The organism is Luteimonas sp. Soil_C_16 (genome assembly GCF_057657295.1).
The window spans coordinates 51,336-78,167 of the sequence record NZ_JBDGIS010000003.1; the positions used below are offsets into that span (position 1 = coordinate 51,336).

The 26,832-nt window shown below is 68.1% G+C and carries 23 protein-coding genes and 1 tRNA gene; 14 read left to right on the forward strand and 10 right to left on the reverse strand.

Features of this window, described 5'->3' with window-relative positions:
- Positions 1 to 7: 7 nt before the first annotated feature.
- From thiD to AC3A5T_RS06610, 4 genes are all read right to left on the reverse strand, one after another.
- Entirely contained in the window at positions 8 to 823 is an 816-nt protein-coding gene (thiD, locus tag AC3A5T_RS06595; RefSeq protein WP_487627904.1) for a bifunctional hydroxymethylpyrimidine kinase/phosphomethylpyrimidine kinase, read from the reverse strand.
- 82 nt (positions 824 to 905) lie between these two features.
- Complete coding sequence (locus AC3A5T_RS06600) at positions 906 to 2,306, reverse strand: PhoH family protein (RefSeq protein WP_487627905.1); 1,401 nt, start codon at positions 2,304 to 2,306, stop codon at positions 906 to 908.
- 124 nt (positions 2,307 to 2,430) lie between these two features.
- On the reverse strand, positions 2,431 to 2,913 hold the full coding sequence (locus AC3A5T_RS06605) for a peroxiredoxin (RefSeq protein ID WP_487627906.1): 483 nt from the start codon (positions 2,911 to 2,913) through the stop codon (positions 2,431 to 2,433).
- An 83-nt stretch (positions 2,914 to 2,996) separates the two neighbouring features.
- Positions 2,997 to 3,563: a glycine cleavage system transcriptional repressor gene (locus tag AC3A5T_RS06610; RefSeq protein WP_332078642.1), complete on the reverse strand. Its 567-nt coding sequence runs from the start codon at positions 3,561 to 3,563 to the stop codon at positions 2,997 to 2,999.
- Positions 3,564 to 3,780: 217 nt separating this feature from the next.
- On the opposite strand from AC3A5T_RS06610, the gene dapA reads away from it, so the two are divergent.
- The gene (gene dapA, locus AC3A5T_RS06615; protein ID WP_332078643.1) at positions 3,781 to 4,683 is read left to right on the forward strand and encodes a 4-hydroxy-tetrahydrodipicolinate synthase; all 903 of its coding nucleotides are present in this window, start codon (positions 3,781 to 3,783) and stop codon (positions 4,681 to 4,683) included.
- 19 nt (positions 4,684 to 4,702) lie between these two features.
- Positions 4,703 to 5,215 (forward strand): hypothetical protein, encoded by a 513-nt coding sequence (locus tag AC3A5T_RS06620; protein WP_332078644.1) that lies wholly within the window; start codon positions 4,703 to 4,705, stop codon positions 5,213 to 5,215.
- A 103-nt stretch (positions 5,216 to 5,318) separates the two neighbouring features.
- On the opposite strand, the gene fdxA is transcribed toward AC3A5T_RS06620, so the two are convergent.
- Positions 5,319 to 5,642, reverse strand: a complete 324-nt coding sequence (gene fdxA / locus AC3A5T_RS06625) for a ferredoxin FdxA (RefSeq protein ID WP_232116506.1) — start codon at positions 5,640 to 5,642, stop codon at positions 5,319 to 5,321.
- A gap of 426 nt (positions 5,643 to 6,068) precedes the next feature.
- Positions 6,069 to 6,144, reverse strand: a tRNA-Glu gene (locus AC3A5T_RS06630).
- Positions 6,145 to 6,267: 123 nt separating this feature from the next.
- Between AC3A5T_RS06630 and pcnB the strand changes: the two genes are divergently transcribed.
- The 6 genes from pcnB (at position 6,268) to pgi (ending at position 12,071) form a co-directional block, all read left to right on the forward strand.
- Positions 6,268 to 7,605: a polynucleotide adenylyltransferase PcnB gene (gene pcnB / locus AC3A5T_RS06635; RefSeq protein ID WP_487627907.1), complete on the forward strand. Its 1,338-nt coding sequence runs from the start codon at positions 6,268 to 6,270 to the stop codon at positions 7,603 to 7,605.
- A gap of 40 nt (positions 7,606 to 7,645) precedes the next feature.
- Positions 7,646 to 8,140 carry a 2-amino-4-hydroxy-6-hydroxymethyldihydropteridine diphosphokinase gene (gene folK / locus AC3A5T_RS06640; protein WP_487627908.1) on the forward strand — a complete coding sequence of 165 codons (495 nt, stop codon included), beginning with the start codon at positions 7,646 to 7,648 and terminating at the stop codon, positions 8,138 to 8,140.
- 104 nt (positions 8,141 to 8,244) lie between these two features.
- On the forward strand, positions 8,245 to 9,060 hold the full coding sequence (gene panB, locus AC3A5T_RS06645; RefSeq protein WP_487627909.1) for a 3-methyl-2-oxobutanoate hydroxymethyltransferase: 816 nt from the start codon (positions 8,245 to 8,247) through the stop codon (positions 9,058 to 9,060).
- Positions 9,061 to 9,180: 120 nt separating this feature from the next.
- Complete coding sequence (gene panC, locus AC3A5T_RS06650) at positions 9,181 to 10,047, forward strand: pantoate--beta-alanine ligase (RefSeq protein WP_487627910.1); 867 nt, start codon at positions 9,181 to 9,183, stop codon at positions 10,045 to 10,047.
- Between the two features lie 114 nt (positions 10,048 to 10,161).
- Complete coding sequence (gene panD, locus AC3A5T_RS06655) at positions 10,162 to 10,542, forward strand: aspartate 1-decarboxylase (protein ID WP_232136944.1); 381 nt, start codon at positions 10,162 to 10,164, stop codon at positions 10,540 to 10,542.
- Positions 10,542 to 12,071, forward strand: a complete 1,530-nt coding sequence (pgi, locus tag AC3A5T_RS06660) for a glucose-6-phosphate isomerase (protein ID WP_487627911.1) — start codon at positions 10,542 to 10,544, stop codon at positions 12,069 to 12,071. Before panD ends, pgi begins: the two co-directional genes overlap by 1 nt.
- 40 nt (positions 12,072 to 12,111) lie before the next feature.
- Here the strand turns inward: pgi and queG are convergent, their stop codons facing one another.
- Entirely contained in the window at positions 12,112 to 13,167 is a 1,056-nt protein-coding gene (gene queG / locus AC3A5T_RS06665; protein ID WP_487627912.1) for a tRNA epoxyqueuosine(34) reductase QueG, read from the reverse strand.
- Between the two features lie 56 nt (positions 13,168 to 13,223).
- Between queG and AC3A5T_RS06670 the strand changes: the two genes are divergently transcribed.
- The 6 genes from AC3A5T_RS06670 to AC3A5T_RS06695 all read left to right on the forward strand — a co-directional run bounded on the left by AC3A5T_RS06670 (position 13,224) and on the right by AC3A5T_RS06695 (position 20,742).
- Positions 13,224 to 14,759 carry an NAD(P)H-hydrate dehydratase gene (locus tag AC3A5T_RS06670; RefSeq protein ID WP_487627913.1) on the forward strand — a complete coding sequence of 512 codons (1,536 nt, stop codon included), beginning with the start codon at positions 13,224 to 13,226 and terminating at the stop codon, positions 14,757 to 14,759.
- Positions 14,756 to 15,241: a tRNA (adenosine(37)-N6)-threonylcarbamoyltransferase complex ATPase subunit type 1 TsaE gene (gene tsaE, locus AC3A5T_RS06675; RefSeq protein WP_487627914.1), complete on the forward strand. Its 486-nt coding sequence runs from the start codon at positions 14,756 to 14,758 to the stop codon at positions 15,239 to 15,241. The genes AC3A5T_RS06670 and tsaE overlap by 4 nt, the downstream gene beginning before the upstream one ends.
- A 75-nt stretch (positions 15,242 to 15,316) precedes the next feature.
- Positions 15,317 to 16,768 (forward strand): N-acetylmuramoyl-L-alanine amidase, encoded by a 1,452-nt coding sequence (locus tag AC3A5T_RS06680; RefSeq protein WP_487627915.1) that lies wholly within the window; start codon positions 15,317 to 15,319, stop codon positions 16,766 to 16,768.
- 77 nt (positions 16,769 to 16,845) lie between these two features.
- Entirely contained in the window at positions 16,846 to 18,678 is a 1,833-nt protein-coding gene (mutL, locus tag AC3A5T_RS06685) for a DNA mismatch repair endonuclease MutL (protein ID WP_487627916.1), read from the forward strand.
- A gap of 1 nt (position 18,679) precedes the next feature.
- Positions 18,680 to 19,627 carry a DUF1684 domain-containing protein gene (locus tag AC3A5T_RS06690; protein WP_487627917.1) on the forward strand — a complete coding sequence of 316 codons (948 nt, stop codon included), beginning with the start codon at positions 18,680 to 18,682 and terminating at the stop codon, positions 19,625 to 19,627.
- 29 nt (positions 19,628 to 19,656) lie between these two features.
- Positions 19,657 to 20,742, forward strand: a complete 1,086-nt coding sequence (locus AC3A5T_RS06695) for a TraB/GumN family protein (protein ID WP_487627918.1) — start codon at positions 19,657 to 19,659, stop codon at positions 20,740 to 20,742.
- 12 nt (positions 20,743 to 20,754) lie between these two features.
- On the opposite strand, the gene rnfB is transcribed toward AC3A5T_RS06695, so the two are convergent.
- The 3 genes from rnfB to AC3A5T_RS06710 all read right to left on the reverse strand — a co-directional run bounded on the left by rnfB (position 20,755) and on the right by AC3A5T_RS06710 (position 26,438).
- Positions 20,755 to 21,168 carry an Rnf electron transport complex subunit RnfB gene (gene rnfB, locus AC3A5T_RS06700; RefSeq protein WP_487627919.1) on the reverse strand — a complete coding sequence of 138 codons (414 nt, stop codon included), beginning with the start codon at positions 21,166 to 21,168 and terminating at the stop codon, positions 20,755 to 20,757.
- A gap of 58 nt (positions 21,169 to 21,226) precedes the next feature.
- Positions 21,227 to 23,299 carry a methionine--tRNA ligase gene (gene metG, locus AC3A5T_RS06705; protein WP_487627920.1) on the reverse strand — a complete coding sequence of 691 codons (2,073 nt, stop codon included), beginning with the start codon at positions 23,297 to 23,299 and terminating at the stop codon, positions 21,227 to 21,229.
- Positions 23,300 to 23,408: 109 nt separating this feature from the next.
- Positions 23,409 to 26,438 (reverse strand): TonB-dependent receptor domain-containing protein, encoded by a 3,030-nt coding sequence (locus AC3A5T_RS06710; RefSeq protein ID WP_487627921.1) that lies wholly within the window; start codon positions 26,436 to 26,438, stop codon positions 23,409 to 23,411.
- Between the last annotated feature and the right edge of the window lie 394 nt (positions 26,439 to 26,832).

Consider the following 26,832-nt stretch of genomic DNA (forward strand, 5'->3'; position numbering starts at 1 on the left):
GCTGTGCTCACGACGCGAGCGGACCCAGGTGACCGAGCACGCTGACCGCACTGCGTCCGGGGCGGTAGGCGTCGCGCATCGCGCGGTGCACGTAGTCGATGCCGCCGCGGCACGCAGTCGCGGCGTCGTCACCCAGCGCGAGGCGCGCGGCGATCGCCGACGACAGCGTGCAGCCGGTGCCGTGGCCGTCGATCTCGAGCCGCGGCGCGCGATGCGCGAAGGCTGCGTGTGCATCGGCATAGCGATCCACGACCTCGTCGCCCTCGTCCAGATGCCCGCCCTTGAGCAGCACACCGCGCGCGCCGAGTGCGCGCAGCGCCGCAAGTGCGGCTTCTGCGTCGGCGCCTGCCGCGATGCGGCGGCCGAGCAGCAGTTCGGCTTCCGGCAGGTTCGGCGTCAGCACGCGTGCGCGTGGGATCAGGCGCGTGCGCAGCGCGCCGAGTGCGTCGTCGTCGAGCAGCTTCGCGCCCGAGGTCGCGATCATCACCGGGTCCAGCACCACCGGCACATCGGGAACCAGCGCCAGCGCGTCGGCCACGGCGTCGACGATCTCCGCCGTCGCGAGCATGCCGATCTTGACGCTGCGCACGTCGAAGTCGTCGAAGCAGGCATCGAGTTGCGCGCGCAGGAACGCGACCGGCGGCGCATGCACGGCGGTGACGCCACGCGTGTGCTGCGCGGTGAGCGCGGCGATCGCGGACAGGCCGTGCACGCCGTGCGCGGCGAAGGTCTTGAGGTCGGCCTGTATGCCGGCGCCACCGCCGGAATCGGAACCGGCGATCGTGAGCACGGACGGTGGGCGGGGCGCGGACGGATCGGTCATGCGCACATTGTGCAACAGCGCTCGACGCGGAACGCAGCGCACACGCATCGACCGGCCGCGTGTGCGGCCGGTCGTGCGCGGGTCAGAGCACTTCGGACGCGAAGTCGGCCAGACGCGAACGCTCGCCCCGACGCAGCGTGACGTGCGCGCTGTGCGCCCAGTTCTTGAAGCGGTCGACCGCGTAGGTCAGGCCCGACGTCGTCTCGGTGAGGTAGGGCGTGTCGATCTGTTCGACGTTGCCCAGACACACGATCTTCGTGCCGGGGCCGGCGCGGGTGATCAGTGTCTTCATCTGCTTCGGCGTGAGGTTCTGCGCCTCGTCGAGGATCAGATACCGCGACAGGAACGTGCGCCCGCGCATGAAGTTCATCGAGCGGATCTTGATGCGCGAGGCCAGCAGATCGTTGGTCGCCGCGCGGCCCCAGCTGCCGCCTTCCTGGTTGTGCGTCAGCACTTCGAGGTTGTCGGTCAGCGCGCCCATCCACGGGGTCATCTTTTCCTCTTCCGTGCCGGGCAGGAAGCCGATGTCCTCGCCGACGCTGACCGTCGCGCGGGTCATGATGATCTCGCGGTAGCGCTGCTGGTCCATCGTCTGCGCCAGCCCCGCGGCGAGTGCGAGCAGCGTCTTGCCGGTGCCGGCGGTGCCGAGCAGGGTGACGAAGTCGACTTCGGGATCCATCAACGCGTTGAGCGCGAAGTTCTGCTCGCGGTTGCGCGCGTTAATGCCCCACACCGCGTGCTGGCTGTGGCGGAAGTCGTCGACGATCTGCAGCGTCGCGCGGCCGTCCTCCACCCGGGTCACGCGGAATTCCGATTCCTCGTCGCCCGGCAGGTACAGGAACTGGTTCGCGTACCAGCCGTCGTCTTCCGACACGGCGAGGTCGTAGTACGTACGGCCCTTGTCGGTCCACGACCGCAGATCCTTGCCGTGGATCGTCCAGAAATCCGCGGGCAGCGCGGTCGCGCCGGTGTAGAGCAGGCTGAAATCGTCGAGCGCGCGGTCGTTCTCGTAGTCCTCGTTCGGAATGCCGGCGATCGCCGCCTTGATCCGCAGGTTAATGTCCTTGGAGACGAACACCACCGGGTAGTCCGGCTCGGTGCGCACCAGATCGAGGATCGCGCCGAGGATGCGGTTGTCGGGCGCGGCGGCGCCGAACGAGGTCGGATCCTCGGTCGGCGTGGTGGTCTGGAAGCGCAGCTTGCCGACGCTCTGCGCGCCCCGCAGCTGCAGGCCCTGGGGACGCAGCAGCGGCAGGCCGGTGGAGATCTGGTCGCTGCCTGCCGCTTCGATCAGTTCATTGAGGAACCGGCTGACCTGGCGCGCGTTGCGGCTGGCTTCGCTGGTGCCCTTCTTGCCGTTGTCCAGCTCTTCGATCACCTGCATCGGCAGGTAGACATCGTGCTCTTCGAACTTGAACAGCGCCGTGGGGTCGTGCATGAGCACGTTGGTGTCGAGAACGTAGACGCGCTTGCCTTTGGTCATCATCGTCAGTCGGCGTTCCGTGTTGGAGAAGGGATGACGGAAGTGGAGCCTGTGTCGCACACGCACGGCCGCGCCGCCGTGACCCGCGATGCGGGACGGCGAGCGGCACGTTCGGAAATGGCCGTCACTGCGACTGCGCAGCCTGCAGTGCGTCGAGGACGGCCTGCGCATGGCCCTGCACGCGGACCTTGCGCCACTCGACCGCGATACGGCCGTCGGGATCGATCAGGAACGTGCTGCGCTCGATGCCGAGCACGGTCCGGCCATACATGTTCTTTTCGCGGATCACGTCGAACGCGCGACACAAGGCTTCGTCCGCGTCGCTGACCAGCGGAAACGCGAAGCCCTGTTTGGCGCAGAAATTGTCGTGCGATTTCACCGAATCGCGCGAGACGCCCAGCACGTCGGCGCCGAGCGCCTGGAACTGCGGCAGCAGCGCGCTGAAATCCAGGCCCTCGGTCGTACAACCGGGCGTGGAATCCTTCGGGTAGAAGTAGAGGACGAGCCAGCGTCCGGCGTGGTCGGCCAGTGTGGCCTTCGCGCCGCCCGACAGCGCCAGCGGCAGCTGCAGGGTGGCGTTTACGAGCTTCTTGCGTGTTCCGCTCATCGTTCGAACGGGCGTTCCATTGCGACGGTCGTGATCACAATGCGCGCGAGTTCCTGCTTTCGCAAGCGTCCGCGCGCACCGGATCAGAACTTCATCGGATCCATGATCGCGTCGAGGTTCAAGTGGTCGCAGAACTCGAGGAAATCGTCGCGCAGCGCGGCGATGTGCATGTTCGCCGGGATGCCGATCGTGATCTGCGCCGAGAACATGTCCGCGCCGGTCTGCATCGCGCGATACCGCGAAGAATGCAGGCTTTCGATCGTAATGCCCTGACGGTCGAAGAAGTCGGCCAGCTGGAACAGGATGCCGGCCTTGTCGGCCGCGACCACTTCCACGACGTAGGGCAGCAGGTTCGACTGGATCGGCTTCGGGCCGGTGCGGTACCACACCAGCTTCAGGTCTTCCTCGCGCTCCAGACGCGTGAGCATCGCTTCGAGCTTGGCGACCGCATCCCACGGGCCGTTCGCCAGCGCCGTCACCGAGACGTCCCGGCCCACCGTCGACAGGCGCGTGTCGACCAGGTTGCAGCCGCTGTCGGAGATGCGACGCGACACCGACAGCAGCGGCGAGGCCGGATGCGTGGTGTACGCGTTGATCAGCAGGTAATTCTCGTTCGGCGAGGGCCGGGCAGCGGTGTCGGAATCGGTCAAGGGGGCGTCCGCGGCGGGAAATCTGTTCGACTGCGAGGGTCGATGGCGACTGGAGGGTGAACGGCGGTCCGGTCGGGGCCGGATGCGGCGGCCAGCATACTTGCCCGCGCTTCGTGGCCGCAAGTAACATCGGCCAGCTTTTCCGGGCCAAACCGCGCGTTTCCCGGCCTCCTCGTTTCTCTGCGACCGCGCCGCGGCCGCCCATCGGACTCCCATCTTGCGACTCTCAGGCAGCATCACCGCACTCGCCACGCCCTTCGACGCCACCGGTGCACTCGACCGCGCAGCGTGGAAACGGTTGGTCGAGTGGCAGCTGGCGGCCGGTACCCAGGGGCTCGTGGTCGCGGGTTCGACCGGCGAAGCCGCGACGCTGGAAGACGATGAATACGAATGGCTGGTCCGCAGCGCGGTCGAACTGGCCGGCGGCCGCGTGCCCGTGCTCGCCGGCACCGGACTGTCGGCGACGTCGAAGACGATCGCCGCGACGCAGCGGCTCGCGCAGCTCGGCGCGGATATCGCACTCGTCGTGGTGCCGGCCTATGTGCGGCCGACCCAGGCTGGCCTGATCGCGCATTACCGCGCGGTGGCCGATGCCGGCGGCCTGCCGGTGCTGCTCTACAACGTGCCCGGCCGCACCGGCACCGACATGCTGCCCGAGACCGTCGCCGAGCTGGCGAAGCACCCGCGCATCGTCGGCATCAAGGAAGCGCACAGCGGCGCGGAGCGCATGCAGGCGCTGCTCGCCCTGCAGAGCGAGACGTTCGCGGTGCTCAGTGGCGACGATCCGACCGCCGCGCGCGCGATGCTCGCCGGCGCCGATGGTGTGATCTCGGTCGTGTCGAACCTCGTGCCAGGCGCGTTCCGCAAGCTGTGCGATCTGGCCCGCAACGGCCAGGCCGACGCCGCACACGACTGGGACGCGCGCCTGCAGCCGCTGCACGTGTTCTGCGGCATCGAACCCAACCCCATTCCCGTCAAGGCGGTGCTGAGCAGGCAGGGCCTCGGCCATGGCCTGCGTCTGCCTTTGACGACACTGGCCCAGGCGCATGATGCGCAGGCCGACGATGCGACGCGACTCGCGGCGGACCTCGAAACGTCCTGCCGTGCCCGCGCCGCCTGATTTCCCAGGAGATTCCACGATGCGTCCACCCCGTTCCTCCATGCGCTATCTCGCCATTGCCGTCGTCGCGGTCGCAGTCGTGGGCACCAGCGGCTGCCGCTGGTTCAAGAAGGACAACGCGCTGTACGCGCAGAGCCCGGAAACCCGTCCGCTCGAAGTGCCGCCGGATCTCGACCGTCCGCGGACCGACGGTGCGATGGCGCTGCCGGAAGCCACGACGTCGGTCACCCGTTCGGGCACCGCGGCGGTGCCGGCCGATTCGAACGTGTCCTTCAGCGCCACCGGCGCGCGCGACGCGGTGTTCGCACAGGTCGGCGAAGCGCTGGCCGCGACCGACGGCGTGACCGTCAACAGCCGCTCGCAGGTGCTGGGCACCTACGACGTGTCCTATGCCGGCAGCCAGTTCCTGGTGCGCGTGGCCTCCCAGCAGGGCGGCGCCGTGGTGTCGGCCGTCGATCCGCGCGGCGTGGCCGCGACCGGCGATGCGCCGGTGCGTCTGATCGCCTCGCTGCAGGCGGCGCTGGCGCAGTAGGACGGGTCGACGGCGTTCGCGGTCCGGACGTTGTCGATTCCCGGATACGGAAACGGGCGCCTCGGCGCCCGTTTTTTTTCGTCGTGCGAGCGCGCTGCGCGGATCAGCGCTCCAGCAGCGGCAGCTTGTCCGGTTTGCCTTCCCAGTCCTTGGCATCGGCCAGCGCATCTTTGCGCGTGGTGATGACCGGCCACGCCTTGGCCAGATCGGCATTGAGCGCGACGAACGCTTCCTGGCCCGCCGGCACGTCGTCCTCGGGATAGATCGCGTTGATCGGGCATTCCGGCTCGCACAACGTGCAGTCGATGCACTCGTCGGGATCGATGACGAGGAAGTTCGGCCCTTCGTGGAAGCAGTCCACCGGGCAGACTTCGACGCAGTCGGTGTATTTGCACTTGATGCAGTTTTCGGTGACGACGAAAGGCATGGAATTCGGATCGGGCGGGGCGGCGACGGGCTGCAGTTTAAGGCAGCGCCCGCGGCGCCGGTGCGAAGTGTTCGCATTTGCCGGGAAAGCGTGTGCGTTGCGCTGCGTCGGGTCGGGTCTGGTCGGAGGATGACGTGCGACGGTGTCCCGCGCCCGGCGCGAACTCGAAGTCACGGCCAGGATCGATCGTGGTCGCGGAGATGTCGTCGACCGTGCCGCAGGTCCGAGGCCGTGTGACAACGGGTTGCGATCGCTGACCCGTCTGCCGCCGGCGGGGCAGGTGCATTCCGCCGAGCGGGCGCGCATGTCGGCGGAGGACGCTTCGGGTGGGCTGCCGTCCCTCATCCTTCGCCGGCCGGCGGCGGTGCACCACGCGCGCAAACGCAGACAGCCCACGCCTTGCGGCATGGGCTGTCGACTTTTATATGGTGCTCCCTACGGGATTCGAACCCGTGTTTTAGCCTTGAGAGGGCCACGTCCTGGGCCTCTAGACGAAGGGAGCTGGGTGCCGCGAACGGCTCCGGTTGGACGACCGGCCTGCAAACGCGTCTAAGACGTGTGCAGCTTGCTAGTATATCAGGCTTGCTGGCGCCGCAACGGCCGCCTGAGAATTTTTTCAGACTTGATGCATACCGATTCCGCTCCGATTCAAAGCGCCGTGTCCGCCGACCTGCGGATCATTCCGCGCGACCAGCACACCATCTCGCGGCGGCAGATCAGCCAGAACGCGCTGCGCGTGCTGTACCGCCTGCACGAGGCCGGTCACGAGGCCTATCTGGTCGGCGGGGCGGTGCGCGATGTGCTGGTTGGTCTGACGCCGAAAGACTTCGATATCGCGACCGACGCGACGCCGGAGCAGGTCAAGGGACTGTTCCGCAACTGTCGCCTGATCGGTCGCCGGTTCCGCCTGGCGCACGTCGTGTTCGGCCGCGAGATCATCGAGGTCGCCACGTTCCGCGCCAACGTCGACGACGGCAGCGGCGACCGCGAGGTCCACGATGGCGGTCGCCTGCTGCGCGACAACGTCTACGGCACGATCGAAGACGACGCGGTGCGCCGCGACTTCACCGCCAACGCGCTGTATTACGCGATCGCCGATTTTTCGGTGCGCGATTACACCGGTGGTTTCGAGGACGTGCAGAACCGCGTCATGCGCCTGATCGGCGATCCCGACACGCGCTATCGCGAAGACCCGGTGCGCATGCTGCGTGCGGTGCGTCTTGCGGCCAAGCTCGGTTTCACGATCGAGCCCGGTACCGCGGCGCCCATTCCGCGGCTGGCCCCGCTGCTGGCCGAAGCTGCGCCCGCGCGGCTGTTCGAGGAGTGCCTGAAGCTGTTCCTGTCCGGGCATGCCGTCGCCAGCTTCGAAGGCCTCGAGCGCCACGGTCTGCTGCCGGCGCTGTTCCCAGAGTCCGCGGCCGCGCTCGCCAGCAACCGCAGTGGCGCGTTGCGCGCGATGGTGCTCGCGGGCCTGGCATCGACCGATGCCCGCATCGCCGCGGGCGATCCGGTGTCGCCGGCGTTCCTGTTCGCGACCCTGCTGTGGCCGGCGTTCTGCCGCGCCTGGATGAAGCTGCAGGCCGATGGCGTGCAGCCGGTCGAAGCGCAGCGCCGCGCGGCCGATCGCGTCACGCTGCATCAGGTGACCACGGTCGCGCTGCCGCGTCGATTCTCGTTGCCGATGCAGGAAATCTGGCTGCTGCAGGCGCGCTTCCCGCTGCGCCAGCGCAAGCGCGTCACGCGCACGCTGTCGCATCCGCGTTTCCGCGCCGCGTTCGATTTCCTGGTGCTGCGCCAGACCGCGTCCGATGCGCATGCCGCCGACGTCGCGTTCTGGGAAGAAGCCCAGCACGATCCCGACCACGCGATCGCGCTGTATCCGGGCGAGGACGAGGCGGGTGGCAGCGACGACGCACCGCGTCGCCGTCGACGGCGACGTCGTACGCCGGCCGCGGTTGGATGACCCCGCGCGCCCCGCGGAGCGGGCAGAGCGGCGCCCGCACATGAGCGTGCGCGCCTGGGTCGGACTCGGCGGCAATCTGGGCAACGTGCCGCAGGTGCTGCGCGACGCGGCGTCGGCGCTGTCGGCGTTGCCCGGCATCCGGGATCTCCGGCTGTCGTCGCTGTACCGAACGCCGGCCTGGGGCCGCACCGACCAGCCCGATTTCGTCAACGCGGTCGCGGTGTTCGACACCGACCGCGCGCCGATGGATCTGCTCGACGCGCTGCTCGACATCGAACGTCTGTTCGGCCGCACCCGCAGCGACGAGGCCGGCGACCAGTGGGGCCCGCGCACGCTGGACCTCGACCTGCTGCTCTACGGTGATGCCGTGATCACGCTGCCGGGACTGACCGTTCCGCATCCGCGCCTGCATCAGCGCGCATTCGCGCTCGTGCCCCTGTTGGAACTCGACGCCGCCATCGTGATTCCACGCATCGGCGCGGCCGTCGAGGCGCTCGTGCACGTGGATCGTGCCGGCATCGAAGCGCTGCCCTGATCGCGCGTCGGGCCATCGTTCGCTGATCCGCGGCGACGCACTGCGCGGCGCGTCGATGCCGGCGCGCGCGACCGCCCCTTCGGCATTGGTGCGACACTAAGGCGATGAACACTTCATCTTCCGCGCCGGTCACCGTGCCCGCGCTGTTCGAGGCACGCGCCGCCGGTCGCCGGCTGGCGATGCTGACCGCCTACGACGCCGGCTTCGCCCGCACTTTCGATGCCGCCGGCGTGGACCTGCTGCTGATCGGCGATTCGCTCGGCATGGTGGTGCAGGGGCACGGCTCGACGCTGCCGGTCACCGTCGACGACATCGCGTATCACACCGCCTGCGTGGCGCGCGGCGTACAGCGCGCGCTGATCGTGGCCGACCTGCCGTTCCAGGCCGACGCGACGCCCGAGCGCGCCCTCGACGCATCGACGCGGCTGCTGCAGGCAGGCGCCGGCATGGTCAAGCTGGAAGGCGCGACGCCGAACAAGTGCGAGGTGGTGCGTTTTCTCGTCGAACGCGAAATTCCGGTCTGCGCGCATCTCGGCCTCACGCCGCAGTCGGTCCTGCGTTTCGGCGGCTTCAAGATCCAAGGGCGTGGTGATGCCGCGGCGCAGGCGCTGCGTGACGACGCACGCGCGATCGCCGACGCCGGCGCGACGCTGATCGTGCTCGAAGGCGTGCCGGCTGCGCTGGCGGCCGAGATCACCGCCGCCTCTCCTGTCCCGACGATCGGCATCGGCGCCGGCCCGGACTGCGATGGTCAGGTGCTGGTGCTGCACGACATGCTGGGCCTCGACAGCGGCCATCGCCGGCCGAAGTTCGTGCGCGATTTCCTCGTCGATGGCGGCTCGGTCGCCGGCGCCGCGCGCGCCTACATCGACGCGGTGCGTGACGGCAGCTTCCCGGGTCCGGAACACTCCTACAAATAAGCGATCGTGGTGTCCGGGCAGGGCGGCGACGACATGTAGACGACGATGTGCCGAAGCGTGCGCTGACGCCCGACGCTGCCGATCTGCGAAAATCGACGCCTCCCCATTGCCGGACCCGCCGTGATCGACACCGTCCATGACCTCGCCGCGCTGCGCGCGCGGATCGCCGACTGGAAGCGCGCGGGCCTGCGCATCGGTCTCGTGCCGACGATGGGCAATCTGCATGCGGGTCATTTCTCGCTGGTCGAGGCATTGCGCGCGCGCGTGGATCGCGTGGTCGCCAGCGTGTTCGTCAATCCCACCCAGTTCGGCCCGAACGAGGACTTCGCCCGCTATCCGCGCACGCCGGACCAGGACGCGCGGGGTCTCGCCAACGCAGGCTGCGATCTGCTGTGGCTGCCGTCGGTCGAGGCGATGTATCCGCTGGGCCTGCGCAACACGGTGACCGTGCGCGTGCCGGGCGTGACCGAGGTGCTCGACGGCGCGCACCGCCCCGGCCACTTCGACGGCGTGGCGACCGTGGTCGCGCGTCTGTTCAACCAGGTGCAGCCCGACGTCGCCGCATTCGGGCGCAAGGATTACCAGCAGCTGGCGGTGATCGCGCATCTGGTCGCCGATCTCGCGTTTCCGGTGGAACTGCTCCCCGTCGAGATCGCACGCGAGGCCGACGGCCTGGCGATGAGCTCACGCAACCAGTATCTCGACGCCGATGCGCGCACTCGCGCGCCGGCGATGCAGGCGGCGCTGCGCGCACTGCGCGACCAGATGCAGGGCGGCGCGTCCGCGGCCGACGCGGCGGCTGAGGCCGCTGTGGCCCTGCGCGAGGCCGGCTTCGTGGTCGATTACGTCGAGGTGCGTGCCCCCGACCTGTCGGCCCATTTCGACGGCCAACAGTCGGCCGTCGCGCTGGCCGCGGCGCGCCTGGGCGCCACGCGCCTGATCGACAACCTCGAATTCAGCATCGACGGGACGCCGTCGGCCCGCTGAATCTCCCGTCGCCGCGCCGGGCGGCGATGTTGCGATGCCGCAGATGGTCCCTATACTTCGCGGTTCCTGCGGGCTTCCCGCGTTGTCCGATGCCGTGATCCGGCCGCATCCGTCATGCAACTCACCCTGCTGAAAGCCAAGATCCACCGCGCCTCCGTCACCCACGCCGAGCTGCATTACGAAGGCTCGTGTGCGATCGACGGCCGTCTGCTCGACCTGTCGGGCATCCGCGAGTACGAGCGCATCGAGATCTACAACATCAACAACGGCGAGCGCTTCGCGACCTACGCGATCCGCGCCGACGTCGGCAGCGGCATCATCTCGGTCAACGGCGCCGCCGCGCACAAGGCCGGCGTCGGCGATCTGGTGATCATCTGCGCCTACGGCGCGCTGGACGAGGCCGAAGTGGCCAAGTTCAAGCCCAAGCTGGTGTACGTGGACCGCGACAACCGCATGACCCACACCAACGATTCGATTCCCGCACAGGCCGCCTGATGACGACGGCGGCGCGGCGGATCATCGATACGCTGGCGCCGCACGCGCGTCGCCTCGATTCGGCGCGCATCGCCGACCTCGTCGACGCCGATGCGGCGCGCCCGCACGACTTCGCGCTGCGCATCGGCGGGCTCTACGCCAGCTTCGCGCGCCAGCGATTCGACCGCGACGCGCGTGGTGCGCTGGTCGCACTCGGTGAAGCCGCGGCGTTGCCGCAGGCGTTCCGCGCGCTGTTCGACGGCGCCATCGTCAATACCTCGGAAAATCGGCCGGCGCTGCACGTTGCGCTGCGGTCCGCGCTGTCCGACACCGCGATCGCGCGCGACGCGCATGCGCAGGCTGCCGAAGCGCGCGTGCGCATGGCCGAACTGGTCGCGCAGCTCGAAGCGTCCGACGTCACCGACATCGTCAATGTCGGCATCGGCGGTTCGGATCTCGGCCCGCGTCTGGTGGTCGACGCGCTGAAGGATTTCGGCACCGGTCGCTTCCGCGTGCATTTCCTGACCAACGTCGACGGCAGCGACGCGCAGCATCGTCTGGCAAGGCTCGATCCGGCGAAGACCGCCGCGATCCTCGTGTCCAAGACCTTCGGCACACAGGAAACCCTGCTCAACGGCGCGGTCGTGCGCGACTGGCTCGGCGGCAGCGAACGTCTGTACGCGGTGAGCGCCAACGTGCCGCGCGCCGAAGCCTTCGGCGTCGCGCCCGAGCGTGTGCTGCCGATGTGGGACTGGGTGGGGGGGCGTTATTCGCTGTGGTCGGCCGTCGGTTTCTCGATCGCACTCGCCGTCGGCATGGACGGGTTCGAGGCGCTGCTCGCCGGCGCCGCCGACATGGACGCGCACGCACTGCAGACGCCGATCGGCGAGAACCTGCCGCTGCTGCACGCGCTGACGGGCGTGTGGAACCGCAATGCGCTCGGCCTCGCTACGCATGCCGTGCTGCCCTACGACGAGCGCCTCGCGCTGCTGCCCGCCTATCTGCAGCAGCTGGTGATGGAAAGCCTCGGCAAGTCGGTCACGCCCGATGGCGAAGCCGTCGGCATCGATACCGTGCCGGTGCTCTGGGGCGGGCCGGGCACCAATTCGCAGCACAGCTTCTTCCAGGCGCTGCACCAGGGCACGCAGAGCGTGCCGGCCGATTTCATCGGCGTGGTGAATCCCGCGCACCCGCACGCCGACAACCACGCGGCGTTGCTGTCGAACCTGCTCGCGCAGACCGAAGCGCTGGCCAACGGGTATTCGGCCGACGATGCGCAGAAGTCGTATCCCGGCAACCGTCCGTCGACGCTGCTGCTGCTCGACCGTCTCGATCCGCGCAGCCTCGGCGCGCTGATCGCGCTCTACGAACATAGCGTCTACGCACAGTCGGTGCTGTGGGGCATCAACGCGTTCGACCAGTGGGGCGTCGAGCTCGGCAAGCGCATTGCCGGCGAACTGATGCCGGCGGTGCAGGGCGATGACGTGGCGGTGGCCGATCCGGTCACGCGCGCGGTGCTGGACGAGATCCGCGCGCGTCGCGCGCGCTGATCGATCGCTGTTCGCGCGGGCATGTCCCGCGCTTGCGGATTCAATCCACGCCGTGGCGTGCCAGCGCCCAATCCACGTGTTCTTCGATCAGGGGATCGCCGGAGTTGCGGCGCGTGCGCAGCGCGGCGATGGTCTCCGGCGTCGTCGGTGCATTGCCGAGCGCGACCGCGAGATTGCGCAGCCAGCGGCAATGGCCACTGCGGCGGATCGGCGAGCCTTCGGTGCGCTGGAGGAATTCATCCTCGTCCCAGGCGAACAGCTCGGCCAGACTCGCGGTGTCGAGGTGGTTGCGCGCACGGAAGTCGGGCTCGTCGGTGCGCTTGGCGAACTTGTTCCAGGGGCAGACCAGCTGGCAGTCGTCGCAGCCGAAGATACGGTTGCCGATCAGCGGGCGCAGCGAGACGTCGATCGCGCCTTCGTGCTCGATCGTCAGATAGGCGATGCAGCGACGCGCATCGAGCCGATGCGGCGCGATGATCGCGCGCGTCGGGCAGACGTCGATGCAGCGCACGCAGGTGCCGCAATGCGCGGTCGCCGGCGGATCCACCGGCAACGGCACGTCGACGTAGATCTCGCCGAGGAAGAACCAGGAGCCGCCGTGCTTGTCGATCAGGCAGGTGTGTTTGCCGATCCAGCCCAGGCCCGCATTGCGTGCGAGGGCGCGTTCCAGCACCGGCGCCGAATCGACGAACACGCGATGGCCGAACGGCCCGATTTCGTCGGCGATGCGATGCGCGAACTTCTGCAGCCGGTTGCGCATCAGCTTGTGATAATCGCGGCCCAGCGCATAGCGCGCCACGTAGGCGCGGCTGCCGTCTGCGAGCGTGTCCCAGGCGCTGTCGTCATCGTTGCGGCCGTAGTCGAGACCGACCGACAGCACGCGCACGGTGCCCGGCAGCAGCTCGTCCGGACGCGCACGCATGTCGCCGTGGCGCGCCATCCAGTCCATGGTTCCGTACAGCCCCTGCGCGAGCCAGTCGCGCAGATGCGCTTCGTCCTCGCGCAGGTCGATGCCGGCGATGCCGCAACGCTGGAAGCCCATCTCGCCCGCGATCGCCTTGATGCGCGCGGCGAGCGCGTCGGGCGACGCGGTCATTGGAACGGCGGTGGCGGCTGAGGGCATCACGATGCGCGAAGTATAGAATCCGCCCGATGAGTGCTTCCTGTGCCACGCCTGCGTCCGGCGCTTCGCTGCCGGGCACCCCGCTGTTCGACGCGGCCGCGCTGCGCGCGATCGAGGCCGCGGCGCTCGCTGGCGCAGATGACACCACCGTGCTGATGCAACGGGCGGGGCAGGCCGCTTGGCGCACGTTGCTCGCGCACTGGCCGCAGGCGCGGCGTATCGTCGTGGTCTGCGGGCCTGGCAACAACGGCGGCGATGGTTACGTGCTTGCGACACAGGCGCAGGCGTCGGGGCGCGACGCGGTCGTCGTCCGGCTCGCATCGCATGCACCGCGGACCGATGCGGCGCAGGCGATGTGCGCCGCGTTCGGGGCCGCCGGCGGCCGGATCCTCGTGTTCGACGGCGCGTTGCCGGCTGCCGACCTCGTCGTCGACGCGGTGTTCGGTATCGGCCTGTCGCGCGCACCCGACGACGCGAGCGCTGCATTGATCGACGCGATCAACGCTGCCGGCGTGCCGGTGCTCGCATTGGATACGCCCAGCGGCCTGTCCGGCGATCGCGGCAGTGCGGACGGCGTTGCCGTGCGCGCGACGCGCACGCTGCAGTGCCTCGCGCCGCAGATCGGTCTGCAGACCGGCGACGGCCCGGATCATGCAGGCGCCCTGTCGCTGGACACGCTTGATATCGGCGCGAACTGCCTCGCGGATGCGCAGGCGCAGGCGCGCCGGATCGACGCGCATGATCTCGCGCACTGGCTGCGGCCGCGTCCGCGCAATGCGCACAAGGGCACCCATGGACGCGTGCTGTGCATCGGCGGCGACCACGGCACCGGCGGCGCGGTGCTGCTAGCGGCCGGCGCGGCGTTGCGTGCAGGCGCGGGGCTGGTGGAAGTCGCGACCCAGGGCGGCCACGTCGCGCCACTGCTCGCGCGCTGGCCCGAGGCGATGGTCCGGCGCACCGACAACGTTTCGGCGCTGGCCGGCGCCCTCGAGGCCGCCGATGTCATCGCGCTCGGTCCGGGCCTCGGCCAGGGCAGTTGGGGCCATGCGCTGTTCGACGAAACGCTCGATGCGGCCAGTGCCGCCGGCACGCCGCTGGTGCTCGATGCCGACGCGCTCAATCTGCTCGCCGCGCGTCCGCGCGCGTTGCCGGCGGGCGCGATACTCACCCCGCATCCGGGCGAAGCCGCGCGGTTGCTCGATCGCGATACCGCCGCGATCCAGCGCGATCGGCCGGCCGCGGTGCGCGCACTCGCCGCGCGCTGGCACGCCGTCGTCGTACTCAAGGGCGCCGGTACACTGGTCTGCGCGCCCGGCGGACTGCCGTGGCTCGTCGCCGCCGGCAATCCGGGCATGGCCACCGGCGGCATGGGCGATGTGCTGACCGGCGTGATCGCCGCGCTGCGGGCGCAGGGACTCGACGCCGAACACGCGGCCGCCTGTGGCGCCCTGCTGCACGCCGTGGCCGGCGACACCGCCGCGCGCACGTCCGGCGAACGCGGCCTGTTGCCGGGCGATCTCATCGACGTGCTGCGCGCCTGCGCGAATCCGGAACCGAACCCATGATCCGACGCCATCTTCCCGACGACGCGGCGACCCGCCTGCTCGCCGAACTTCTCGCCGCGCATCAGCCGCGCGGCGCCGTCGTGCACCTGCAGGGCGACCTCGGCGCCGGCAAGTCCACGCTGGCCCGCGCGTGGCTGCGCGCGCTCGGCGTGACCGGCACCGTGCGCAGTCCCACCTACACCCTCGTCGAACGCTATCCGGTCGATGGCGGTGAGGCCCTGCATCTGGATCTGTACCGGATCGGCGATGCCGGCGAACTCGATTTTCTCGGGCTCGACGATATCGACGCTGCGCTGTGGCTTATCGAGTGGCCGGAGCGCGGCGCCGCGGCGCTGGCGCCCGCCGATCTGGAGATCCACCTGGCCGTCGACGGCGCGGGCCGTTCGGTCGAACTCGTGCCCGACGGGAAGGGCGGTCACGTTTGGCTGGCCGCACTTCTCGACGATCCCCGTTTGTCGACGCTTCCTGAACCGAAACCATAGGAAGGATCTGCAGGCCACGGATTTGAAAGGGAAAACGGCTTGCAATGTTCCAGATGCGGTGATTGACTAGCCGCCATGCGTATCCGGGGGATCAATCTGTCTCAGCTCACGTTGGCGGTCGCCCTGATCGCCGCGCTGTGCTGGAACCTTGCCTACGGTGCCGAGCTGCGCGGCGTCGACGTGCGCTCCGGTGCCACCGGCACCCGCGCCGAGCTCAAGCTCGATGCTCGTGCCGAATATTCGGTGATCTCGCTCGCCAATCCCGACCGCCTGGTCGTCGATCTGCCCGGCACCCGTCTGCGCACGACGGCAATGCCCGCCGGCGCGGGCACGATCAAGTCCGTGCGCAGCGGCCAGCCGGTCGCCGGCACCACGCGCATCGTGTTCGACCTGTCCTCGTCGGTGAAGGCGATGCCGCCGCGGCTCGAAGACAGCCCGGACGGCCCCCGGCTCGTCATCGAATGGCCGGGCGACGGCGCAGCCGATCCGATCGCGCGGATCGCCGCATCGACTGCGGCGACGCCTGCCGCCGGCACTGCCCCGGCTGCAGTGCCCGCGGCCGATCCTGCATTGGCCTCGAACGATGCGACCTCGCGCCTGATTTCCAGCATGGGCCCGCAGCAGGGCCCGGCGCCGTCCGCGCCCGTCGCGGCCACCGCGCAGGCTCCGGTCACGCAGTTGCCGCCCGCGCCCATTCCCACGCCGCCGCCTGCCGTGCAGCGCGAAATCGCGCCCGCGCCGCAGGTGCCGATGCCCGCAGCGGTGGGCCCCGGCATGCGTCCACTGGTCGTCGCGATCGATCCCGGACATGGCGGACGCGATCCCGGTGCCATCGGTCCGGCCGGTACGCACGAAAAGAACGTCGTGCTGGCGATCTCGCGCGAACTCGCGCGCCAGATCAACGCCACGCCGGGCATGCGCGCGCATCTGGTGCGCGACAACGACACCTACATCGAGCTGCCGCAGCGTGCAGCGCGCGCCCGCCGGGCCAAGGCCGACATGTTCGTATCGATCCATGCCGACGCTGCGCACAACCGCGCGGCATACGGCTCGTCGGTCTACACCCTGTCCACGCGCGGCGCGTCGTCGCAGCAGGCGCGCTGGCTGGCCGATCGCGAGAACAGCGCCGATCTGGTCGGCGGCGTGTCGCTGTCGCAGGACACGCTGTCGAACGTGCTGCTGGAAATGGCGCAGAGCGGTCATATGCGCGCTTCGCAGGATGCCGCGACGCACGTGCTCTCGGGCCTGCGCAACGTGGGCAAGACGCACAAGGCGAATGTCGAGTACGCGAATTTCTCGGTGCTGCGCAACGCCGACATGCCGGCGATGCTGGTCGAGACCGGCTTCATCTCCAACGCCGAGGAAGAGCAGCGTCTGCTCGATCCCGCGCACCAGCGCCGCCTCGCCAGCGCCGTGCTCAACGGCATCAATACCTACTTCACCGCGCAACCGCCGCCGGGCACGCTGTATGCCGCGCGCGCGGCGGCTGCGGCCGATGCGGGCGTGGCGGCCGGCGGCAGCCCCTGATCGACCGGGCCCGACGCTCGAGCCGGTATCATCCACGTTGATTCCTGCCGCGACGCGCCTGCGTCGCCGATGCCCACGTGCCGATCCGCCAGCTGCCCGACATCCTCGTCAACCAGATCGCCGCCGGCGAAGTGGTCGAACGCCCTGCGTCCGTGGTCAAGGAACTCGTCGAGAACGCGCTCGACGCCGGCGCGCTGCGCGTCGACATCGATCTCGAAGAAGGCGGCGTCCGCCTGATCCGCATCCGCGACGACGGCGGTGGCATTCCGCCTGAGGAACTGCCGCTGGCCGTGCAGCGTCACGCGACCAGCAAGATCGGTTCGCTCGACGACTTGGAAGCCGTGGCGACACTCGGCTTCCGCGGCGAGGCACTGCCGTCGATCGCGTCGGTGAGCCGCTTCTCGCTGATCTCGCGTCGCGAGGACGAGGCTCACGGCTCTGCGCTTGAAGTCGAGGGCGGCCGCGTGGGCGACGTCACGCCGCGGTCGCACCCGCGCGGCACGACGGTCGAAGTGCGCGATCTGTTCTACAACGTGCCCGCACGCCGCAAGTTCCTGCGCGCCGAACGCACCGAGCTCGGCCACATCGAGGAATGGCTGCGCGCGCTGGCACTGGTGCGGCCGGATGTCGAACTGCGCATCAGCCACAACGGCAAGGCATCGCGTCGCTACAAGGGTGACGAGGATCTGTTCTCCGGCGCGCGTCTGGTCGAAACCGTGGGCCGCGAATTCGCCGACAACGCGCTGCGCATCGATCACAGCGCCGCGGGTCTGCGCCTGCACGGCTGGATCGCCAAGCCTGCGTACTCGCGTGCGAGCGCGGATCAGCAGTACCTCTACGTCAACGGCCGCGCAATCCGCGATCGCAGCGTGGCGCACGCGGTGAAACAGGCCTTTGCGGACGTGATGTACCACGGTCGCCAGCCGGCCTATGTGCTGTTTCTCGAACTCGATCCGACGCGCGTCGACGTCAACGTGCATCCCGCGAAGCACGAAGTGCGTTTCCGCGACGCGCGGCTGATCCACGATTTCGTCTACCGCACGCTGCACGAAGCCCTGGCCGATACGCGCGCCGGGCAGACGCATCACGCAGCACCGGATGCGGCGATGACGGCGTTCGCGGCAGTGCCGGCCTCCGGCGCCGCATCGATGCCCGACTGGTCGCGGCCGATGCCACAGCCGAATCTGGCGTTGCGCGTCGACGAAACACGCGCGGCCTATGCCGGGCTCTACGGACCGACGCCGGCGCAGATCGCCTCGGGCGCAGACGTGTGGACACCGTCGCCGATGGCGCCCGACGCCGCGGTCGACGAGAGCGGCGCACTGGTGCCGCCGCTCGGCTACGCGGTCGCGCAGCTGCACGGCATCTACATCCTGAGCCAGGCGGCAGACGGCATGATCGTCGTCGACATGCACGCCGCGCACGAACGCATCGGCTACGAAAAGCTCAAGACCGCACACGACGGCGAAGGCGTGCGCACGCAACCGCTGCTGGTGCCGCAGACGGTCGCGGTGTCCGAGCGCGAAGCCGATGTCGCCGAAGCCGAATCCGCGACGCTCGCCGAGCTCGGCTTCGAAGTCTCGCGCGCCGGTATCCAGTCGCTGCTGCTGCGCGGCGTGCCGGCGCTGCTCGCGCAGGGCGACACCGAAGCCCTGCTGCGCGACGTACTGACCGACCTGCGCGAGCACGGCGAGAGCCTGCGCGTGCGCTCGGCGCGCGACGAACTGCTGTCGACGATGGCCTGCCACGGCGCGGTACGCGCCAACCGACGCCTGACGGTGCCGGAAATGAACGCCTTGTTGCGGCAGATGGAAGCCACCGAACGTTCCGGGCAATGCAATCATGGTCGTCCGACGTGGGCGCATTTCCCGCTCGCCGAGATCGACCGCTGGTTCCTGCGAGGACGCTGACATGCTGCGATGGCGCCACTGCTGCACGATCGGACTGGTGGCATTGCTGGCCGCCTGTGGTGAAACGTCCGCGCCCGAAGATCCGTCCGCCCGCGCGGACGCCGCGCGACGCGACGTGATGTTCTCGGCGCAGACCCGCGTCTGGCAGGACGCGCGCCGCGCGGAGCTGGTCGCGCCCGATGGCTGGCTGAGCCTGATCGGCCTGCATCGCATCGAGCTGAAATCGCATTTCATCGGCAGCGGTGAGACGGCCGGCATCCGCCTGTCGATGGGGCCGGACAAGCTCGGCCTGCTGCAATCCGACGACGGCGCGTATGCGTTCACGCCCGAGCGCGGTGTCGCGGTGACGCTCGATGGCGCGCCGGTGCGCGGCCGCGTGTCGCTGCGGACCGACGCCGATGCAGCGCCCAGCGTGCTGGGATTCGATGATGGCAAGGGTGCGCTGACGCTCATTGAACGTGGCGGCTCGGCGTTCGTGCGCGCACGCCACGAAGACGCGCCCACGCGGCGGCGCTTCACCGGCATCGAATACTGGCCGACCGCGCGCGACTGGCAGGTCGATGCGGAGTTCGTGCCGGCGGCGGCCGGTGCGACGCTGCCGATCGCCAATATTCTGGGCATGGTCGAGGACACGCCGACGCCGGGCTCGGTCGCATTCGAACGCGACGGCACGCGCTACACGCTGCAGGCGCTCGACGGTGGCGACGGTACGCTGTTCCTGATCTTCGCCGACCGTACCAGCGGCCACGGCAGCTACAGCGCCGGACGGTATCTCGATGCGCCGGCGCCGGGCAGCGACGGTCGGCTGCAGATCGATTTCAACCGCGCCTACAACCCGCCGTGCGCGTTCACCGCGTTCGCGACGTGCCCGCTGCCGCCGGCCGGCAACCGCCTCGATCTCGCGATTCCTGCGGGCGAGAAGGTCTACGTACCCGCGACCACGGTATGACCCCGAACTCCGAACAGGACCGCTCCCGCATGCGTCGATCCGCACCGATCCGTTTCCTCCGCTCGTGTGCCGTGGTGGTCTGCCTGCTCGCGGGCGGCGCGAGCCAGGCCGAACTGCCGTTGCTGGAGGCCCCCGCGACGCTGCTCTCGCCGGTCGTCGTGCCGGCCGATGGACGCCAGGAAACGCCTGCGATCGGCTACGGCGCTCTGGCCTCCGCACCGGTACCGCTGCTATGGCGGGTGAGCGGCGAGCACGGCGCGCTGTATCTGCTCGGCTCGTTCCATTTCCTCACGCCTGCGGACTATCCGTTGTCGGAGGACGTTGCGCGGGTGATCTCCGGCGCAGGCGAAGTGGTGTTCGAACTCGCGCCCGAGGAACTGCATTCGCCGACGCTGGGCCTGCAGATGATGCAAGCCGGCCTGCGCAGTGACGGCAGCCAGCTCGACGACGAGCTCCCCGCGCAGACGGCCGAGCAATTGCGCGCGTGGGCGAATGCCAATGCGGCGTCGCTGCAGGGCGCAGGCGGCGCGTCCAACCTGCAGCTGTTCGAGCCTTGGTTCGTCTCGCTGCTGGTGACGACCACCGAACTCGGCCGTTTCGGCCTCGAGGCGAAGCTGGGCATGGACGCGCAACTCGCGCGTCAGGCCCAGGCCGCCGGTACGCCGACCGCCGGACTGGAATCGGCCCAGCAGCAGATCGAACTGCTCGACGGCATGGGCCGCGTCGAGCAGACGCAGATGCTGCAGGAAGCGCTGGAGCAGGCGGGCGCAGGTCCCGAATCGATCCAGGCGCTGCACGAGACCTGGCGCGCCGGCAACGCCGATGCGCTGTGGCAGGAGATGGGCCTCGACATGCAGGCACGTTTCCCCGCGCTCTACGCGCGCATCAACACCGAGCGCAACGACGCCTGGTTACCCAAGCTCGAACAGATGCTGCAGCAGCAGGGCGACATCCTCGTCGTCGTCGGTGCACTGCATCTGGTCGGGCCTGACGGTGTCGTCGAGAAGCTCGCGGCGAAGGGCTATGCGGTCGAGCGCGTGTGTTCGGCCTGTGCGCCGGCTGATGCGACGCTGCCTGCGACACCTGCACCGGTGCAGCCCGAACAAGGCATCTGACGTGCCGGCCGTCTAGGCGGCCGCGACCATCTCGATGCAGTCCACCGGACACGCCGGCACGCAGAGTTCGCAGCCGGTGCAGGCATCGACGAGCACGGTGTGCATCAGCTTCGAACCGCCGACGATCGCGTCGACCGGGCAGGCCTGGATGCACTTGGTGCAGCCGATGCAGTCGACCTCGATGACCAGCGCGACCGGCGGCAATGCGTGGTGCTCGCCCCGCTCGCGGTCGAACGGCAGCGCGACGGTCTCCAGTGCGCGGGCCAGCGCGCGTGCGCCGGCATCTCCGCCGGGCGGACATCGATCGACCTCGGCCTCGCCGCGCGCCATCGCGTCGGCATAGGGACGACAGCCGTCGAAACCACACTGGCCGCATTGGGTCTGCGGCAACAGGCGGTCGAGACGTTCGACGAGGGACGGCGGCATGCGTGGCGTTCGGCTGGGCGTGCGGGCTGGGCAGGGTTCGCGGCGATGCCGCGCCGGCTCAGCGGACCGGCATGCCCGGCTGCGCGGCGGCGTCGGCATCCAGTAGTGCGAGCGCACCACCATCGAAACCGGCCGACAGGATCATGCCTTCGCTGATGCCGAAGCGCATCTTGCGCGGCGCGAGATTGGCGATGAACACCACGTTGCGCCCGACCAGCGTGTCCGGCTCGCCGTAGCTCGCACGGATGCCGGAGAAGATCTGGCGCGTGCCGAGATCGCCGGCGTCGAGTTCGAAGCGCAACAGCTTGTCCGAACCTTCGACGAAATCGCAGGCGACGACCTTCCCGATGCGCAGATCGAGCTTCGCGAAGTCGTCGATCGAGATGTGCGCCGGCGCACCCGCGTCCGTGGCTTTCGCCGGCGACGCGACAGGTGCTTCGACCGGCTTCTTCACGGCGGCGGGCGCGGCCGGTGCGGCGGCGAGGGTGTCCTTGGAGGCGTCGGTCATGGCGTCGATCTGCTTGGGGTCGATTCGGGTGAAGAGCGGGGCATAGGGTTGGATGACGTGGCCGAGCAGCGGCGCGTCGAGCGCGGCCCACGTGTCGGACGGTGCGGCGAAGAACGCATCGACGTCGCGCGACACGCGCGGCAGCACCGGCCGCAGTGCCGTCGCCAGCACACGGAACAGGTTCAGGCCTTGCGTGCAGACAGCCTGCAGTTCGGCGTCGCTGCCGTCCTGCTTCGCGATCACCCACGGCTTGCGGTCGTCGATGTAGCGGTTGGCCTCGTCGGCCAGCGCCATCACCTGACGCAGCACACTGGCCGGTTCGTTGCGCGCATAGGATTCGCGGATCGGCGCCAGCGCCTCAACGAAACGCGCGTAGGTCGCCGGCTCCGGCAGCGCGTCGGCCAGACGGCCCTCGAAGCGCTTGCCGATGAAGCCGGCGCAGCGGCTGGCGAGGTTGACCAGCTTGCCGACCACGTCGCTGTTCACGCGCGCGATGAAGTCGCCGAGGTTGAGGTCGAGATCATCGACACCGCCCGAGGATTTCGCCGCGAAGTAGTAACGCAGTGCCTCGGGATCCAGGCCCTGGTCGAGATACGTGCGCGCCATGACGAAGGTGCCGCGCGACTTCGACATCTTCGCGCCGTCAACGGTCAGGTAGCCGTTGACGTGCAGCCGCGTCGGCGCGCGCAGACCGGCGCCGTGCAGCATCGCCGGCCAGAACAGGCCGTGGAAATTGACGATGTCCTTGCCGATGAAGTGGTGCAGTTCGGCGCCGCCCTCGGGTGCGAGCCACGCATCGAAATCCAGGCCTTCGCGTGCGCACAGCGCCTTGAAGCTGCTGAGATACCCGATCGGCGCGTCCAGCCAGACGTAGAAGAACTTGCCCGGGTGACCCGGAATCTCGAAGCCGAAATAGGGCGCATCGCGGGAGATATCCCACGCGCGCAGGCCGCCTTCGCCGTCGAGCCATTCGGCCAGCTTCGCCTTGACGCCCGACACGGCGACATCGCCCGCCAGCCACTCGCGCAGGAAGGCTTCGAAATGGCCGAGCTCGAAGAAGAAGTGCTCCGACTCGCGCACTTCCGGCGTCGCGCCGCTGACCACCGAGACCGGATCGATCAGATCGCTCGGCGAGTACGTGGCGCCACAGTGTTCGCAGTTGTCGCCGTACTGGTCCGGCGTGCCGCACTTCGGGCAGATGCCCTTGACGTAGCGGTCCGGCAGGAACATGCCGCGCACCGGATCGAACAGCTGCGCGACATCGCGACGCGCGATATGACCGCCCGCGTCGAGACGTGCGTAGATCGTCTCGACCATCGTGCGATTGCCCGCCGAATGGGTCGAGTCGTAGTGGTCGAAGTCCACGCCGAACGCGGCAAAGTCACGCTCGTGTCCGACCTGGATGTCCGCAATGAAGGCTTCGGGTGTCGTCCCCGCCTTTTCTGCCGCCAGCATGATCGGCGTGCCATGCGTATCGTCCGCACAGACGAACCGCGCCGTATCCCCATCCATGCGCCGCGCCCGCACCCAGATGTCGGCCTGGATGTAGCCGACCAGATGACCGAGGTGCAGCGGCCCGTTGGCGTAGGGCAGGGCGGTGGTGACGAGCAGCGTGCGCGACATGGGGCGAGGCTTGGAAGAGCGGGCGGAGCGGGATTATCGCATGGGGGATTCTCTTCAAAAAAAGAGCCCGGCCGAAGCCGGGCTCTTTCATGCAGCGGTTACAGGTTCATCAGAACTTGTAGGTGGCGCCCAGATACACGAAGCGACCGACGCTGTCGTAGAACGCAGAGTTGATGTCCGCGCCGAAGTAGTTCGCCGGAGGATCCTTGTCGAACAGATTATCGGCGCCGATGTAGACCTTGATGCCCGAATCCGGGAAGGTGTAGCCGATCTGCGCGTTGTGATAGACGTACGAACCGTTGCGGATCGGGTTGGCCTGCCCCGGATTGCTCTGGTAGGAGGCCGGCTCCACGCGCAGGTTGTGATGCATGTAGCGCATCGTCCACGACGCGTCCCAATCGTCGCGGTTGTACGCAGCTTCCAGATTCGCGCGGTAACGCGGATCGCTGACGGACGTGACCCACTCCTTGAACTCGTTCGGGAAGTCCTGGAACGCCCACTCGCGCGACTGGATCAGGCGGGTGCCGACCAGGCGCGTGACAGCATTGCCGCCTGCCAGGTCAAAGCGGTAATCAACCTCGAAATCGACGCCGACGCGGCGCGACTTGGCGAGGTTCTCGTTCAATGCGGTCCAGTTGTAGATGCTGTAGCTCGGGAAGGCACGTCCCTGCGGGTCGTTGTAGCCACCGGCCGGCGCTCGGAGGATCTGGTCGCAGAAGATGTTATTGGTCACGCCGCCAGGCGAATCGACGCAGCGCGTCGCATTGGTCTGTGCTGTGACTGCGCCGATCGCGTCATGCAACGTGATGCGCCAGTAGTCGATCGAGACGCCCAGGCCCTTGACGAACTCGGGCTGCCACACCACGCCGAACGACACCGTGTCGGCTTCTTCAGGGTTGAGGTTCGGATTGCCGCCGCTCACGCCCGGACGATTGGCGGTGTACTCGTCTTCCCAGTTGGCAGGAACGCCGAGTGCCGCGCAGTTCGCCTGACGAAGTGCGACGTCAGCCGCGGTGGACGGCCGATTCGGGTTGGTGATGCGGGTGTTGCACGGATCGTTGATGACCGCAAAGTTCTGCGACTGCGGATTGAACAATTCGCCGATGCCCGGTGCGCGCACTGCCTTTGCGGTGGTGCCTCGAACGCGAAGCGAGGGAACGATCTGCCAATCGAGACCCACGTTCCAGGTGGTCGTCGTTCCAATCGTGCTGTAGTCCGAATAGCGACCGGCCAGATCAAGCGACAGACGCTCGACACCGGGAAGATCGGCCAGCAGCGGAATCGTGGTTTCCGCGAACACGTCGGTGACGTCGTAGCGGCCGCCACGGCTGGAGATCGCGTTGAGGAAGGTCAAGCCGAGTGCAGACAGTGGATCGGTGTTTTCCTGGCTCTCTTCGCGGCGATGCTCGATGCCACCTGCAAAACCGACATCGCCGGCGGGCAGTGAGAACAACGCGTTGTTGGCGACGGAGGCGCTGTAGACCGTCTGCTTGAGCTTCGATGTGTTCAGCGAATTGGCATTGAACCATGCGGCAGCAGCCGGGTTCGCTGCAACGGCGCCGTCTCCGAAGATGGAGAACGGCACGCAGCCTTGGACGAGTGCGGCGTTGTAACGCTGACCCGTATGAACGTTGATGGCGTTCGGGTCGAGCGTGGCACGGCAGACGATGTTGCCGGTCGCGGGATCGCGCACTGCATCAAGACCTGCATGCCAGCGCTCGTTGATACGGTTGTTGAGGTTGATGCGCGAAATCGTCGATTCGCCGAAGTTGACCGAGGTCTCGTAGGTCCAGTCGTCGCCGAGGAAACCCTCGAGGCCCACGACGATGCGCTTGGTGTCACGATCAATGCGCTCGCCACGGCGACCGGCATCGACATTCATGCGATTCACGTTGAGGACGCGATACGAGCTCGGCGTGCCCGGCACCGGCGTGTTGAAGTTGACGGTGCTAAGAGCAGCCGGGTTGGCGGCAATGAATGCCGACAACTGGGGCGAAATGAACGCGTTGTCCGGACGCACGCGGATTGACTGGTCGAATGCGGATTGGCCGAAGAAGTGCGACTCGGTCTTGCTGTACTTGGCCTCGGCAAACACGTTGTGGTCGTCGTTCAGCGCGAAATTGAACATCGCGTTGACGCTGGTGCGATCGAACTCTGGCTCAAGGTCGGCAAGCGCGTTGAGGTCAGTGAATTCGCAGTCGATACAGGAGTTGGCATTGAGCCAGCCGTTGTACGTGTTGCGGACGAAGCTGCCGTCAGGGAGGAAGCGGTAGCGCTGCGTCGGATTGGCGGGGTTGAAGGTGCCGACATTGAACGTACCGCCGTAGGAGAGCGAATGATTGCCGCCCGGGCCGTCCAGGATCGTCTGCGGATTGGCCTCGCTCGAGGGCTGGCTTGGATCGAAATTAGGATTGGGGCGCGAGACCAGATAGCGGCGGCCGATTTCCCGGCTTGTGCGGCTGAAGCGGTCCTGCTCGCTGCGTTCAACCGAGATCGCCGCGTTACCACGGCCATCCGCGAACTCGCCGCCGGCGGAGACGCTTGCAAACGCACGGCCGAAGCCGCCTTCGCCTGCTGCACCGCGCTGGGCGCGCATCTCGATACCATCGAACGACTTCTTGGTGATGAAGTTGACCACGCCCGCCACAGCGTCGGCGCCATAGACCGCGGACGCGCCGCCCGTAATCACTTCAACGCGCTCGATCCACTCCACCGGAATGGTGTTGACGTCGACGGCGGTGGTACCAGGCGTGGCGCCTACGTGGCGACGACCATTGACCAGCACCAGCGTGCGCGAGGTACCCATTCCACGCAGGTCCAGAAGGCCGAGGCCAGCGGTACCGATGAAACGGGTCGAATTGCCGAGCGTGTAGTTCGGGCTCAGAGCGGGCATCTTCGTCATCAGATCGGCGATGGTCACGGCGCCAGTGGCGCGGATCTCTTCAGCCGATATCGCAGTGACAGGCGACGGGGTGACGAATCCCTCGCGTGCGATACGCGAACCGGTCACGCTGACGCGATCCAGGGTCTGGGCATCGTTCGCAGAATTCGAATCCTGCGCGTGTACCGCGCCTGCGGCCGAGGCGAGAAGCGTGGTCGCGATCGCCGCGTACAGCGGCGAAACTTTGTTAACAATCATGGAAATCCCCTATATAGAAAACCGCGGGCCACTCCTGACCCACGAACACCCTGCTTAACGCAGCGTTAACTTATTTGCCATATCTTAGTAACGAATGCAAGCTTTCTGGCCGAAATATTTGCAATTCTTGTCTTTTAAATTCGCAAAAATTGAGTCAAATATTTGCCGAATACGCATGGGGCTATGAGGTGACACAGACGAAGCGCGCGCCCATTCAAGTGCTCTGGAGGCTTCTGCGTTGCGGCGTCTCTATGCGCCGCTGCTCTTCTGGTCCTTGAATAGGGCCTTGGGAAGAACCGGCCGGCAAAGAAGGACATCCATACGCCAGGCGGTAATCACTGGCACTCACACGGCGTTTCATGAGCCTTGCATATCGCCACAGCAAGAGCGATCC